The following is a 15,239-nucleotide window of genomic DNA, read 5'->3' as shown; positions in this document are numbered from 1 at the left end:
CACTAACTATAAAAAAGCGATTTGCAGACCACAATCCGCAAATCGCTTTTTCTTATGCCTCTACAGCTTCTCTTGAATACCGTTTTTTGAAGATCAATGCAAAATAGCCGAACGTAATCGCGAGGCACGCGACCATGAAGCCGATTAGCACACCGTTGCTAGCCCATAGATGCGCCATGTCCCCAGTGGAGATCGCCGCCTTGAAAGCTTGGACGGAATACGTCATCGGCAGCAACGTATTGAACACTTGAAGAGGTTCAGGAATTAATTCCAACGGGAACGTCCCTGCACTCGTCGTCAATTGCAAAATCAAGATGAGAATTGCCATGAACCTCCCCGGATCGCCAAACAGCGACACTAGCATCTGCACAATCGCGATGAATGTGTAGCTCGTAATGATTGCTGCCAAAATGAACAACGGTAAATTGACCGTTTCCATTCCAAGCGCACCTTTTATGATTCCGACCGCAACTAATGCTTGTAGGAGTCCGACAATCGCCAAAACGGAAACTTTGCTCGCCATCCATCCGAATGCGCCTGTCGGTTTGATCGCTGGTTCGACGAGCGGGAAGACGATTGATAACAGTAATGCCCCCACGAATAATCCAAGTGAAAGGAAGTAAGGTGCAAATCCAGTACCGTAGTTCGGCACTTCATTGATGCCCTCTTTCTCAACATCCACCGGAGATGCGGCCATTTCATACGTCTTCTCATTCGGATTCACTTCGCTTGCAGCCGCATTCGCCTCCGCAAGCTTCTCTTGCAACGTCAGCGTACCTTCGTCCAACTCTTTCATGCCGTCCGACAACTTCGCAGAGCCATCCGCAAGCTCCTTCGATTTAGAAGCCAACGTGCTGGTTCCTTCTTTCAATGTACCCGTTCCGGCATTCAGCTCACTCAAGCCGGACGCCAAATCGGTTGAACCTATTTGCGCTTTCGCGACACCTTCCGATAGTTGGTCAATACCGGATGCCAATGCCCCGTTCCCTTGCGCAAGAGCGGAAACCCCCTCCGACAATGCAGAAGACGATTCGTTCAATTTATCCAATCCCGCGAACGCCTGCTTATGGCCTTCGCGCAATTGACCGGCCGCGCCGTTCAACTGGGCAGCTCCATCGCTGAGCGCAGCGGTTCCTGATGTGAGCTCGGACATGCCGCCTGCCAGTTCAGCACTTCCTTGTTGCAGCTGACCCAGTGCCGACTTCAAACCTGCCTGTTGGTCCTCCGGCAATGATGCTAATACTGGCGCTAGTTTTTCCGACAAATCATTGATGCCAGCATTCACGTTTTTCGAGGCTTCCGCAAGTTTCTGCGCAGATCCATTCAACGCAGCTGTTTTATCATTGATTGTCCCGACAACCTGTCCGAACTCTGCTTCCTTTAGCGCAATTTGCGCATAGCTATCCTTTAATTGCTGAACACCAGCAATATAGTCGGCAATACCGCCTTGTAAATCGGTTGCACCTTCAGTTGCCTGAGCCGCTCCCTTTTGAAGATCCACAACACCCGCAGAGAGCGCGCCGATCCCTTTATTCAAATCCGCAGCGCCTTTCGCGGCATCAGCAGTCCCTTTCGCCAGACGGTCCGAGCCATCCATCAATGTAATGGTGCTCGACGCCAACGTTTCCAAATACCCTTTCAGATCATCCGCACCTTTCGCAAGCTCGCTTGCACCGTCATGCAATTCACCTGCGCCGTCCGCAGCTTCGCCAAATCCGTTGCCGCTTTTCTTGATGGAATCAAACAGCTGCTCCGCATATGTTGATGCAACTTTATCATTCACTTCCGCCCGGATCCGCTCCATCGCCGTCTCCCCGATCTGGGCAGACAAGAAGTTGAAGCCCTCATTCGGCTTGTACACAATCGTCAACTTCTCAGGGTGCTCATCCAGCAATGTCGTTGCGTGCTGCGAGAAGTTCTCCGGTATTTCAATCGCGATATAGTAGTCCTGGTTTTTCAGGCCTTTCTCCGCGTCCGCCTTGGAAACCTCTTGGATGTTAAAATTATTTCCTTCCATCAGCTTGTCGACCAATTCATCGCCTAGTGCAAGCTGGTTCCCTTCCAACTCTGCGCCTTTGTCCAAATTCACGATCGCCACCGGCAATGCGTTCATATTGGCATACGGATCCCAAAACGCCCATAAGAACATGCCTGCATATAAAACCGGAATGAAAAGGATGGCGATCATCGGTACAAGCACTTTCCTTGTACGGAGAAGCTGTTTCCATTCCGCGAATATCATTGATTTTTTCATTCGTAATTCCTCCGTTTGTACTAATTGACCAAAACCCTCATTCGGTCAATCGTGAATAAAAAAAGAGTCTCAAGCTAAGAGACTTGTAAAAATGGTGCTGCGCAATAATCCTGCGATCCGCTCTTCGGACAGCTCTTCATTCTCATGGGTTTTGCCCCAATCGACGACAAGCGCCATATATGATTTGAACAGAAGGTATGCAACAAGCTCACTGTCGCAAGGCTTCAATTCGCCTTTATCGACAGCAAGTTCAATTTTCGCTCGTATATAAGAGACGATTTCATTTTCAATATCGGCGAGTACTTCAATGACTGCCGGTGTGCGCAGTTCTTTTCCTTCATCGACCAATTTGGCATACAATTGGTGCGTCTCCCGGAATTTCAGCATTTGCATGAGCCGGGCATGGGCATTCTGCTCGAAGGAAGCACCTTCGACTGTTGCCGCATCTGATGCCACCCGCATCTCTTCGACCATTTGCAGGACAATTGCGTTAAACAGTTCTTCTTTGTTCGCGAAAAATGTATAAATCGTCCCTTTACCTACATTCGCTATTTTGGCGACTTGGTCCATCGTCGTCGCTTTAAAGCCGAACAGCGAAAACGACTTGGCGGCTGCCTCAAGGATTTCTTGCCTGCGATCCATTTCTCCACCCCGCTTTATTGACCATAAATCAATTCCGGTCATCCGGTCATTATAATACTCCTATGTACAACGAATTGCAACAAAAAAAGAAGTTATCATAGTTTCACGATAACTTCTGTGCCGTCTTTCGCCTTGACGTTCACTAATCCCAGTCCCCGATGTTTTTTCAATTCAGCAACAATGCCCCTTAATTCCCTCTTATCTATCTGGGGAATTTCAAACACATTTTCCTTGTCTTCAGATTGCTCCCTTATCCATTTGTTAATGAGTTTTTGAAGGCGTTTAGAAGACATGATCATTATGCCGAGTGTCAGGAACGCATACGGGATTGGGATGAATAACCGGACCTTATCCGTTTTCACCTTGACTCTCATCATTTATTCGATGAACACGGAAACTGTATCCCCGTCTGCCGACTTGACGTCAACAATTTGTCCGTCCAGTTCATTCTCAATCGCTTCAATGAGTACATCAATATCAATGTCTTTCACGTATTTCTCAGACTGTGGAATGTTTCCCGCAATGTTATGGCCTGCCTTCAGCAGAACTTTGATTAGCTTGATTGGCAGATTGACAGAAACATTGTCGTTATCGGCCGATACGACCCGGATTTTCAATGTCTTATCCGAATATGCAGTCCGCTTGGATGACGGCCCAGTCCCGGAATCCCTGTTTTTCAACACTTCAATAAGCTCAGATGCCTTCTCTGCATCGACTTTCCCCTCTTGCACCATCGTCAACACTTTCTCAATTTCCGTTTTCACAATGAATTCCCCCTATTCATCTTTTAACAGTTTTATTGCTTCTTCCGGAGTGATTTCTCCGCTCTCCAACATGGCGACTACTTTTTTCTCGTCCACCTCGCTCTTCTTCTTTATCTCATATCCGAGTGAACTGACGACTTCGTTAAGTTTGCCGCGGACAGTCGGATACGAAATTCCAAGTTCCTTTTCTACTTCTTTAATATTCCCCCTGCACGCCAAAAACACTTCAACGAAATGGAGCTGTTCCCCCGACAATGCCGCCAACTTTGACAGCTCAAACTCATTTTCGATGGTCGTATGGCATCGGTTGCAATGCAGCTTCGTGACTTTCAGCGTTTCATCGCAGACTGGGCAATGACTAATAACGGGATATGCCATAATTATCTGAATTCCCCTTTCGTAAATCCATCATATCCCATTCATTTTGAAATGGCAAGCGAAATATCAATAATTTTAATTACCATATTAACAATATTAATTACCAACTTAATAATATTCATTTATCTAAGTTGTTTTTTAAAATGAAAAGGTGAAAGGGTTTTGAACCTTTCACCTTTTGTATTGGTAAGACTTTATTTATGATCCATTTTCAAGTAACCATTGTTCATAATAGGCATCCAGTTTGTTCTGCAGTGAATTAATTTTCTCTGCAGTTACATTCCCTAATTTCAATCGCTCAATTTGGAGTTCCAGCGCAGTGATTTCTTCTTCCACGCTTGATCCCTGTTTCGGTTTCTTCAATTTGTCGACAGTCTTTTTCTTGGGCAGTTCAATGACTTTCAATTGTTGCCGCTCATGCCATTTCTGCCTCGCCCAATCGAAAGGACCTTCGAACATCATCATCGTTCCGTCATCAAGCCATGCCGTACGGGAAAATAATTTATTCAAGAAATAACGGTCATGCGAAACGGCGAGTAGTGTTCCTGGAAAATCCTCTAATGCGTCTTCGAGTACTTCACGCGACTCGATGTCCAAATGATTCGTCGGTTCGTCCAAAACGAGGAAGTTCACGTCCTGATGCATCAGCTGTGCAAGCCGCAGTCTCGTACGTTCGCCGCCACTCAAGTCTCCGATCCTTTTGAACACGTCCGGTCCGTAAAACATAAATTTCGCGAGTATATGCCGTGCTTCGCCTTCCTCTACGCCGACCTCTTTCCGAAAGACATCGAGCAGTCGGGCTTTCGGATTCTCGATGGCAAAATGTTGCGAGAGGAAGCCCACTTTCACACTGCTCCCCAGTTTGCATACTCCCTCGTCAGGAGCAAGTTCACCTAGAAGCATCTTCAAGACCGTCGATTTCCCGCTTCCATTCCTTCCGACAATCGCGGCACGGTCCTTCCAATATACTTGTAAGTCGGCGCCGCGCAATAATTCATTGGAACCGAAAGTTTTCGCAACGTCCTTCATGATGACGACTTCCTTGCCGCTTCTCGTCGCCGCTTCAAATGACAATGCCATTTTCCGCGGATCGATCAACGGCTTCCGAAGCTTCTCCATCCGTTCCAGCGCACGCTCCATATTCCTCGCTTGCCGATGCAATCCTGCATTCGGCGGATTCGCTTCATTCGCCCAAATCCGAAGCCGCTTGATCGCTTCTCTCATTTTCTTGATCTTCTTCTGCTGCTCCTCATAGTCTTGAAATTCCCGCAGGAGGCGCTCTTCTTTTTCCTGTACAAATGCACTGTAATTGCCGTAATACAGATGCAGCTCCCCATCTTCAAGGTCGGCAATCTTTGTCACGACGTTATCGAGGAAGTAGCGGTCATGAGAAATGATGACAACCGTACCCGTATAGTCCGTCAAATAGGCCTCCAGCCATTCCACTGCGAATAAATCCAGATGATTCGTCGGTTCATCGAGAAGCAGCAAGTCCGGTTGGGAAAGCAGTATTTTCCCTAACATGATTTTAGTCTGTTCCCCGCCGCTCATCTCGGTGAAGTCCTGTTCGACAAACGACTGCAATTGAAGACCGTTGATAATCTTTTCGATTTCCGAATCCATTGCGTAGCCGTCACGCCGGACAAACTCATCCTGTAATTGACCGTATCGAAGAAGCAGACGCTCCATGTCAACTGTGTCCGGGTTCGATAATTCCAATTCCATTTCGGACAACTGCTGTTGAATGGCTCGTAGTTCTTCGAATGCGCTATGGAGCACGTCATATCCGGTCATCGAATGTTCAAATGAAGGGATTTGCGATAAATACCCGATTTTGGATCCCTTCTTATAATGGATGCGTCCAGCATCTGGTTGTTCAATAGCCGCAATGAGTTTGAATAACGTTGTTTTCCCGCTTCCGTTACGTCCCACGACGCTTAGCTTGTCGCCTGTCTTGATGTCCAATGATAAATTTTCAAATATGGTGTTGCCACCTAACATTTTGCTAACTTGTTGGATTGTACAAATCATAATTTTCCGCTTCCTCTCTGATTTAACAGCTTAGGAAAGCACAAAAAAAGACTGCGCTTAGACGCAGCCTTCCCTAAAAATATTGCAAGGAATGATGTGCTAAACAGCTGTGTGATTACTGAAATTGTCTAAAAAAGGGCATACGTATCCCGTTAGGCGCAATTTCATGAGTAATCGCACATGAAGTGGCTAAGTATTCCAATAGACTTTCACGTGCATGCACAGTGTCCAACATCATTCCTCACCCCCGTCCGATTAATAGTAAGAATAGTTTAGCACGGATACTTCGTTTTCACAATTGAATCTTTCTATATTTCAGGATTTGCGATAAAACCCATGAACAAGATGATTCCTGTTTCCTCGTCCGTAATCGCAAGGAAAAATGGACGGTTCACATCCATAACGAAAGGAGCGTCCGGCGGTCCAGAAGCGACTTCCATCTGTATGCCAGTGACCGCGGCCGCTTCTGTTCCTTCTTCATTCACATCGATATATGTTTTTTGCTTTACTTTGCTAATAGCTAGGGAGACATCGCCTTCAACCATCTTACTGAAATCAGCCCTGTCGGTGAATGCATCTGCCATTCCGAGGGCTTCAAGTGCGCCATTCAGCTCCGTTTCGTATGCCATTTTGAACTTAGGAAGTAGAAGCGTTCCTCTCATGCTTCTGAAATTGGAGCTGAGTTCATCCCATTTATCAGCCGACAGCGTAGTTTTGATTTCATCGAAGTTTTTCTGCTCATTCGGAAGGACGATGGTCATGCTCATCTCTCCTTTACCATATGGGAGTTTGACCGCCTGAATTTCGTTGTCGACCAAATACATCAGTTTTTCTTCGAGCTTCATGAAAGGAATCTCTTTTTCTTCCTCATCCCCCAGTTGGAAATTCCGATTATCTGTATCCTTCTTATCGAATGGGTATTTCCAATCGCCTTTGAAATAAATAGCATTCAGCAACATGGCAACGAGATTTTCGTCTAATGGACCATCGACCATTTTATCGATTTTGTCATTCGTCGCCTTTTTCACCCAATCATTGATTTTCTTCGGCGATTCTGTGCTTGCGATATCGATTTCCTCTATTGCTGCATTAAAATAATCCTTCGTCCGCTGAGAAAACTCTTCTTGGAAATGATATTCTTCGTTAAGCCAAATGGAATTGGCGACTTGCAGTTGGATTTCCTTGGAATTCTTATTCAAGATTGTCATGAGGGATGCATTCGCTTTATTCACATCCATCGGATCTATCCCTTCCACTTGCATGGCGTCTGCGATTCCTTCCTTCGTTACACCGTCTGCACCGTTATAGACCATCGCTAGCGCCATCAATAGGCTCGTCGGGGAAATGAAGAGATTTCCGTTATCATCCGTTTCGATTTCCTTAAGTAATTTAAATCCTAACTCATTGTTTGAAGAAACAATCTTTCCATAATCTCCTTCACCAAATTCGACACCTTCCGCAATTTGAAGATTACCTTCATTCGACGTTCCACACCCGGCCATAGACAGCATAAGGCTCATTCCGACAAGAGAAGCGGTAATTTTCTGTTTCACATCATTCACCATCCTTGTACACGTAGACTTCTTGCAGATGGAAAAAGTTACATGACTGTAGCATAAACACACTCCCACTTCATTACTTCCGGTCAATCAATTGAGTTCACGTTCCAATCTCTCTGTATAAGTGCTGATTTCTTCCTTACTAGCATTTTCAATCATGAATGGATCGCCAATTGTAATCGTTGCCCTTCTGTTTTTCCATGCATCTTTTAGATTTGACGGACCTTCATATGTAACCGGCACAATCGGCACTTTCGCCAGAGCGGCAATCGTGATGGCTCCTCGTTTTACCGGTGCGTTCTCAGTCTTTCTCGTTCCGCTAGGAAATATCCCAACGACCTCTCCAGATTTCAGAAGTTTTACAGGTGTTTTAATGCTGCTCGGTGACGGATTTTCACGATCAACAGGAAAAGCTTTAATGCTCGTTAAGAATGAGGCAAACATCTTCCTTTTAAAAAGCTCCTTCTTCGCCATAAAGTGGATTGGGCGAGGCAATGAAATGCCAAGCGCAATAATTTCCAACCACCCTCGATGTGCACACGTAATTACATATCCCCCACTAGCAGGCAGCTTTTGTGTATTCTTCAATTCGATTTTGGCAATGAAGAAAAAAATGATCTTCGCCAATGCAGCTGTAAATTTATACATTTCATCCTCCGATTATTGTCAACGTATGGAACTTTAAACCGCAAAAGTGATCATAAATCACGAAACGCGCTCATAAAACACAAGAAGTGATCATAAATCACGAAACACGCTCATAAATCACGAAACATGCTCATAAAATGCGACTAATGCTCATAAACGGCGGGCAATCCGTAAAGAAACGCCAATAGCGCTGAGGCTCTTGGCGTTTTCCCCTACCTAATTAGTCAAACGGCCATTCCGGCAACATATGGCTCAACTTTTTATCTTCCCGATAACCCAATACATACTCCGCCTGCATTATTGTATGGATTTCGCGCGTCCCCTCATAAATGACCGGCGCTTTCGAGTTGCGTAGGAAGCGGGCGACTGGGTATTCATCCGAATAACCGTAGGCGCCGTGGATTTGGAAGGCGTCGTCTGCTGCTTTATTCGCGAAATCGCACGCTTGCCATTTCGCCAGGGACGTTTCACGTGTGTTGCGCAATCCTTTATTCTTCAATTCACCTGCACGGTAGACGAGGAGGCGGCTCATTTGGTAGCCCGCTTCCATATTGGCAAGCATTTGCTGGACGAGCTGGTGCTTGCCGATCGGTTTGCCGAAGGTTTCGCGTTCGTGGCAGTACTTCACACTTTCCTCGAGGCAGCCCATGATCAAACCGACTGCGCCCGCCGCCACCGTGAAGCGTCCGTTGTCGAGTGCGGACATCGCAATTTTGAACCCTTCGCCTTCTTTGCCTAACAAGTTCGCAGCCGGGATGCGCATATCTTCGAAGAACAATTCTCCCGTATTGCCTGCCCGGATGCCGTATTTCCCTTTAATGGCCTTCGATGAAAAGCCCGGCGTCGTACGCTCGACGATGAATGCGCTGATGCCATGATGCTTCTTCGACTTATCCGTGTAAGCGAAGACAAGGAAATGGTCCGCGACATCACACAAAGAAATCCATGTCTTTTGTCCATTGATGACATATCCATCCCCATCGCGCACCGCAGTCGTTGCCATCGCCGCAACATCCGAACCAGCACCTGGTTCCGTCAATCCGAACGCACCGATTTTCTCACCCTTCGCTTGCGGAATCAGAAATTCGCGCTTCTGTTCTTCCGTTCCCCATTGCATGAGCGTCATGGAATTCAAGCCTATATGGACGGAAACCGCTGTCCGGAACGCTGTATCCCCGCGCTCCAACTCTTCACATAAAATAGCGAGAGAATTATAGTCCATCCCGCTCCCGCCATATTGTTCAGGAACACACACACCCATGAATCCTAAGTCCGCGAGCTTCTTCCAAATGGCCGGATCGAATCCGCCCTCCGCATCCCATCGCTGGATATGCGGCATGATTTCTTCATCTACGAATTGACGCGCCGTCTTGCGCAACATTTGCTGTTCTTCCGTAAACCCAAAATCCAATTCCCACAACCCCTTCCCCGCTCATCGTTTACACATGCGCCTCTTGCGTTCTTACCGTTTCCTCAATGACGACACCGCGTTTTTTCATCTCTTCAATGTATTCAGCGCCCGGAATAATAGTTTCTGGCGGATGGACGCCGCGTTTCGTAATCGTCCCGTTCCCGATCATTTGAGCAACGATTGAAATCGTATTCGCAGTCGCACGGGCCATCGCTGTTTCATTTACCGTCAAATCCTTTTTCGTCACCATGTTATACTCATACGTCGCCGGCATCCCGTGCGCTTCGCCACTCACAATGACTCGCAGCAGGACGGCATCGGATTTATCGCCCAATCGCAATTGCGGAGAAAGCTGTTCACGCATGACGTCCCGGACTTTCACTTGCTTATCCCCGACCTTCACTTCGTTGTCGCGTGACAATAAACCAAGGTCGACAAGCAATTGGAACTTTTCGGCATGACCTTTATAGCGGATTGTCTTATACTCCAGCGTCTGTACTTCCGGGAACGTTTTCGTGAGCGTTGACGTGCCGCCGGACGTATGGAACGCCTCCATTTCACCGAATTCATCGAAATGGATTGTTTCCACTTCTGATAATGAAGGGACTTCTAGGAGTTGGCCATTGCGGATGACGTGGGACGGATCTGTATAATGATCGAAAACGCCCTCGAGTGAAAACACGACGTTGTAATTAAGCGGAGGCTCCGGCTTTACTGGAATTCCCCCTACATAAAGCTTGATGCTTTCCACTTTGTCGAGCTTGCCCGCGCCGTAGCCCGTCAAGATATTGATCATTCCTGGTGCCACCCCTAAATCCGGAATGATCGTAACCCCTTTCGCCGCAGCTTTTTCCGCCAATCCCAGCACAGCATCCGTCGCACCGCCGATATGTCCGCCGAGATCGATGGAATGGACCCCTATTTCCACTGCGATCCGCGCGACCTTCTCATTGAACGTGTAGAACAGCGCATTGATGACGACATCCCCAAGCGCCATCACTTCCTGCAATTGAAGATCATTTGTCGCATCGAGCTGCAAAAGGTCCAGTTTGTCGGACATGAGCTGCTCCGCGAAATCTTCCGCCGACCTCAGATTCAAGTCGGCCAAATACACTTTCGTCACTTCATCGCTTTTCACAAGATCCCGAACTGCCTCTTTCCCCATTAAGCCCGCGCCTAATACAACCACTTTCATCTGAACATCCCCTTCATTCCGAAATTACTTCACTTTACTCCGTGTCGATTTGTGCCCGTTGCAGTTTTCCGCTGAAGTCGACGTAAATGCTCTTCCACTCCGTGAACACATCAAGCGCCGCGACGCCGGAATCCCGGTGGCCATTGCCTGTTCCCTTCGTACCTCCGAATGGAAGATGGATTTCCGCTCCCGTCGTTCCTGCATTGACGTAGACAATTCCTGTGTCAAGATCCCGTTGAGCCCGGAATACTTTATTCACATCCCGCGAAAAGATGGAACTTGACAAGCCATAAACGACGCTGTTGTTCACTTCAATCGCTTCGTCGAGGCTTCCGACTTCAATTAGAGATACAACCGGGCCGAAGATTTCCTCCTGCGCTAAACGACTATCCCATTTCACGTCCGTGAACAATGTCGGTTCGAAATAATGTCCTTTCGCCAAGTCGCCATCCGTCAGCACACTTCCCCCAGCCAACAGTTTCGCGCCTTCTTCTTTTCCAATTTCAACATAGCTTTGAATTTTCTCCAATGCCTTTCTGTTGATGACCGGTCCAATTTTCACGGTCTCGTCCAAGCCATCCCCGATCGCCAGATGCTTCATCGATGCCAATAATTTCGTTTCCAACTCTTCCTTAACATCTTTATGCACGATGACCCGGCTGCATGCGGTACAGCGTTGGCCCGCCGTTCCGAACGCACTCCAAAGAATCCCTTCCACGGCTAGGTCGATATCTGCATCATCCATGACGATGACTGCGTTTTTTCCGCCCATTTCAAGTGACACTTTCTTTAAGTGGCGACCGCCTGTTTCCGCGACCTGGCGCCCTGTTTCGGTCGATCCCGTGAAGGAAATGACCCGGACATCGGGATGCTCGATCATCGCTGTTCCTACTTCAGATCCTGAGCCGAACACAATATTGGCGACTCCGGCAGGAATTCCGACCTCCTCGAAAATCTTCGCCATTTCATACGCCATCATCGGCGTTTCAGTAGCCGGCTTCCAAACAAATGTGTTCCCTGCAACCATTGCCGGGAATGACTTCCACGTTGCAATCGCCACCGGGAAGTTCCATGGCGTGATCAATCCGACGACCCCGATCGGTGCCCGGACGCTCATCGCGAATTTATCCTGCAGCTCGGACGGTACCGTTTCCCCAAACAGCCTGCGCCCTTCCCCGGCCATATAGAACGCCATGTCGATCCCTTCCTGCACTTCCCCGCGGCCTTCCTCGATGACTTTCCCCATTTCCTTCGTTAACACTTGCGCCAAATGCTCTTTTCGTTCCTTCATGAGATTTCCGATTGCATATAAGTAATCCGCCCGCTTCGGTGCAGGAACAAGCGCCCATTTTTTCTGCGCTTCCTTCGCCGCCTTCACAGCCAGATCTACGTCTTCACTTGTCGATAACCGTACTTGCGCCAACTCTTCCCCATTCGCCGGATTTGTGACAGCCGTATAGTTCGCTCCCCCGCTATCCTGCCAGGACCCTCCGATAAAGTTGTTCAATTGCATGTCTTCATTTCCCCTTTCCAACACGAACTTTTTTGAAACCGCTTACAGTCTATTTATTTCGACATTATCCTTTCAAATCCCTTCTTTTTGGAATGAAAAATAAAATCCCGTACAGGGCATCACCTGTACGGGATCATTCATTTTTGGAGCGCTTCCGCGATGTAGGACTTTAATGTTTCGACATTTTTCATCATGGCCGAAACGGATACGCCGAACAGTTTCGCAACGTCCGTCTGTGTAAATTCGGCATCTCCCAGTATCCCGGCTTCGTGAGCCGTTTTAAAGAGGGAGGCAGCGAGAACTTCCGGCTTCCGTATGATTGGTTCCTCTTGAAGGCAAAAAATCGCAAAGACGAGTTTCACCAAATTTTTCAAAGGTTCCTTTACGTTAAATTCACCCAGTTTCGCCAAAGCAATTTCCAACACTTCTAGTTGGGGTTCCGTCATGGATTTTTCAACTTCCGGTACTGCCAAGTCCTCGGAATGAGGCTCGTGTACACGCGATAGCAATAGTTTATAGACATCCATCATATGTTCATTATAGAAATCAATGTAGTCCGCGAATCCTTCAGATTCCGCCAATTCCATGACCTGCCGCTGGACGGAACCGGACTGATCAGCTACACGGTATAAGCCGTTGAGCAAATAAACATTCGCCGGAGGTTTCCGATCATCGTACAGGGCGATGCCGAATAAGATATCCCCTTCCCTTAATTCATTACTCGGGGACAACGGAAGTATGTACGTTTCATTATCCAAGATTTGATCAACGGTTACCGTTTCTTCGGAAATCCCGCTCACTTTGCCAAGCAAAACGACAGGATCATTCCAATGCTTCAGAAGCCGTCGGGTATCCGATCGTACTGTGCCACCCAACTCCTTCATCACATGACCTCTCCATAAGTCAAGCCGAGCAATGAACAAATAATACTCCCCTGTCACCTGTTCGATCTCTTTATTGCTGAAAAATCTGCCAAGACCAGAGCTCCATTCCCTCTCATAGCGGTCGTACTCTGCAAATTCAGCGGGGCTGATTGCGTTTTCAAAATAGCCGGAGACGATCCGCCTTAGCTCATCATCAACCAAATGCTCATTTGAAATCTCGGTCTTCAAAGAACAGCATCTTTTATATTTCTTTCCGCTTCCACACGGACAAGGAGCATTCCTTCCAATCATTCCGCTCACACCTTTCTACTTAACTATAACAAAAGACGGTGCAGGAGACTATTCCTGTACCGTCTTCGTTTCTATCGAATCACTTTCAGCCGGTGATTTCTGCTCTTCATACTTCGGAGGACGGACCCTTTTCACAAAGAGAGTGAGGATCAATGCGGCAACGGATATGAAGGTGGCAATCAAGAATGAGTAGTTAATGCCTTCCAGCATCGCCTTCAAGCCGATTGCATGCTCCATCGCTGCCATCCCGCCTTTATCGGTAGGGATATTCCCACTTGCCACTGTATCGTTAAAAAGGGCTTCTCCCGACTTTTCCATGCGCTTCGTCATAATTGTAAGCAGTATCGCGGAACCGATCGCCCCCGATACTTGCTGCAATGTATTATTCATCGCTGTGCCGTGAGGGTTTGATTTCATCGGAAGCTGGTTCAAGCCATTGGTCATGATCGGCATCATGACCATCGACATTCCGAACATCCGAACTGTATATAGAGCCATCAAGTAGTAATATCCTGAATCCAATTCTAGGCGGCTTAAGTAAAACGTTGTGATGACAGTGATCAAAAGTCCGGTGATCGCAAGGACTCGCGCACCGTATTTATCGAATAGCCGGCCAGTGATCGGCGACATGATCCCCATTAGCACCGCACCTGGAAGCATCAAAATCCCCGCTTCAAACGGTGAAATTCCGCGCACTTCCTGAACATAAAGCGGCGTCAGGATCATCCCGGAAAACATCGCCACCGACAGCACGATCGAAATGACGGATGCAAGTGCGAACATCGGATATTTATAAATTCTGAAGTCCAGCATCGCAACGTCCATCCGCAATTGGCGGATGATGAATGCGATTAGTGAAACCGCTCCAATTGCAATCGTTCCATAAACGAGCGGATCGCCCCATCCTTTTTCTCCCCCGGCCGAACTAAATCCGTATAATAGGCCGCCAAAACCGATTGTGGATAATACGAGAGAGAAGACGTCCAACTTCACCGCTGTATTCGGCGTGATGTTTTTCAGCTTCCAGAGCGCAAAGACGATTGTCAGAATCGCAAACGGCAACACGATTTCAAAAAGCGTGCGCCATGAATAATGCTCGACAACCCAACCTGACAATGTAGGCCCGATTGCAGGCGCCGTAAACATGACAAGCCCGAACATCCCCATTGCCGATCCCCTCTTCTCGATCGGGAAAGCGACGAGCATGACGTTCATCAATAACGGCATCATCAAAGCGGAACCTGAAGCCTGGATCATACGTGCCGCAACGAGCATTCCGAAGGTCGGTGCAAAGATGGCAAGAGCCGTACCGATCGTAAACAATGTCATCGCTGTTAAAAACAATTTACGGTTCGTAAACTTTTGTACAAAGAAAGCACTTGCCGGAATCATGATTCCATTCACAAGCATATAACCAGTTGTCAGCCATTGGACGGCTGAAGGTTTCACCTGAAACTCATTCATAATAACCGGCAAAGCTATATTCAATAATGTATTGTTCAAGATTGCGACGAATGCCCCGAAGAATAAAATCGCTATCATTCCATAAGGAGGCTTTTCGTGCATCTTCTTTATATCTATTTCCAATAGAAGGCCCCCATTCAAATTCAATCTTTATCTATACACAATTCCATATTTTATACCGTCAGTACAAAATAATCAAATATAG

Annotated in this window: 14 protein-coding genes and 1 pseudogene; all 15 read right to left on the bottom strand. The window is 47.3% G+C overall.

What is annotated here, in order from left to right; genetic code table 11:
• Positions 1–52: 52 nt before the first annotated feature.
• Positions 53–2,254: a YhgE/Pip domain-containing protein gene (locus M3152_RS01370; protein ID WP_251693393.1), complete on the bottom strand. Its 2,202-nt coding sequence runs from the start codon at positions 2,252–2,254 to the stop codon at positions 53–55.
• A 69-nt stretch (positions 2,255–2,323) separates the two neighbouring features.
• Entirely contained in the window at positions 2,324–2,896 is a 573-nt protein-coding gene (locus M3152_RS01365; protein ID WP_251695212.1) for a TetR/AcrR family transcriptional regulator, read from the bottom strand.
• A gap of 95 nt (positions 2,897–2,991) precedes the next feature.
• A complete protein-coding gene (locus tag M3152_RS01360; RefSeq protein ID WP_316044287.1) occupies positions 2,992–3,258 on the bottom strand; it encodes a hypothetical protein in 267 nt (88 codons plus the stop codon).
• A gap of 15 nt (positions 3,259–3,273) precedes the next feature.
• A complete protein-coding gene (locus M3152_RS01355; protein WP_251693388.1) occupies positions 3,274–3,660 on the bottom strand; it encodes an SHOCT-like domain-containing protein in 387 nt (128 codons plus the stop codon).
• Between the two features lie 12 nt (positions 3,661–3,672).
• On the bottom strand, positions 3,673–4,038 hold the full coding sequence (locus tag M3152_RS01350) for a DUF2089 domain-containing protein (protein WP_251693386.1): 366 nt from the start codon (positions 4,036–4,038) through the stop codon (positions 3,673–3,675).
• A gap of 198 nt (positions 4,039–4,236) precedes the next feature.
• On the bottom strand, positions 4,237–6,069 hold the full coding sequence (abc-f, locus tag M3152_RS01345) for a ribosomal protection-like ABC-F family protein (protein WP_251693384.1): 1,833 nt from the start codon (positions 6,067–6,069) through the stop codon (positions 4,237–4,239).
• Between the two features lie 115 nt (positions 6,070–6,184).
• Positions 6,185–6,304, bottom strand: a complete 120-nt coding sequence (locus M3152_RS17940) for an RAxF-45 family protein (RefSeq protein WP_285846863.1) — start codon at positions 6,302–6,304, stop codon at positions 6,185–6,187.
• A 73-nt stretch (positions 6,305–6,377) separates the two neighbouring features.
• On the bottom strand, positions 6,378–7,622 hold the full coding sequence (locus M3152_RS01340; RefSeq protein ID WP_251693382.1) for a serpin family protein: 1,245 nt from the start codon (positions 7,620–7,622) through the stop codon (positions 6,378–6,380).
• Between the two features lie 96 nt (positions 7,623–7,718).
• On the bottom strand, positions 7,719–8,276 hold the full coding sequence (locus tag M3152_RS01335; RefSeq protein WP_251693379.1) for a lysophospholipid acyltransferase family protein: 558 nt from the start codon (positions 8,274–8,276) through the stop codon (positions 7,719–7,721).
• A 220-nt stretch (positions 8,277–8,496) separates the two neighbouring features.
• Entirely contained in the window at positions 8,497–9,687 is a 1,191-nt protein-coding gene (locus M3152_RS01330; RefSeq protein ID WP_251693378.1) for an acyl-CoA dehydrogenase family protein, read from the bottom strand.
• A 28-nt stretch (positions 9,688–9,715) separates the two neighbouring features.
• Positions 9,716–10,882 (bottom strand): saccharopine dehydrogenase family protein, encoded by a 1,167-nt coding sequence (locus tag M3152_RS01325; RefSeq protein ID WP_251693376.1) that lies wholly within the window; start codon positions 10,880–10,882, stop codon positions 9,716–9,718.
• A 34-nt stretch (positions 10,883–10,916) separates the two neighbouring features.
• The gene (locus M3152_RS01320; RefSeq protein WP_251693374.1) at positions 10,917–12,395 is read right to left on the bottom strand and encodes an aldehyde dehydrogenase family protein; all 1,479 of its coding nucleotides are present in this window, start codon (positions 12,393–12,395) and stop codon (positions 10,917–10,919) included.
• Between the two features lie 137 nt (positions 12,396–12,532).
• The gene (locus M3152_RS01315; RefSeq protein ID WP_251693373.1) at positions 12,533–13,507 is read right to left on the bottom strand and encodes a hypothetical protein; all 975 of its coding nucleotides are present in this window, start codon (positions 13,505–13,507) and stop codon (positions 12,533–12,535) included.
• 3 nt (positions 13,508–13,510) lie between these two features.
• Positions 13,511–13,570 (bottom strand): annotated as a pseudogene (locus M3152_RS18060) (SEC-C metal-binding domain-containing protein); the annotation flags it as partial.
• 48 nt (positions 13,571–13,618) lie between these two features.
• Positions 13,619–15,136: a DHA2 family efflux MFS transporter permease subunit gene (locus tag M3152_RS01310; protein ID WP_251695211.1), complete on the bottom strand. Its 1,518-nt coding sequence runs from the start codon at positions 15,134–15,136 to the stop codon at positions 13,619–13,621.
• Positions 15,137–15,239: the final 103 nt, after the last annotated feature.

The sequence above is a fragment of the Sporosarcina luteola genome (assembly GCF_023715245.1).
In the GTDB taxonomy this organism is placed as follows: Bacteria; Bacillota; Bacilli; order Bacillales_A; family Planococcaceae; genus Sporosarcina; species Sporosarcina luteola_C.
Note: the sequence above shows the minus strand (reverse complement) of the source record. Positions and strands in the feature narration are given on the sequence as shown.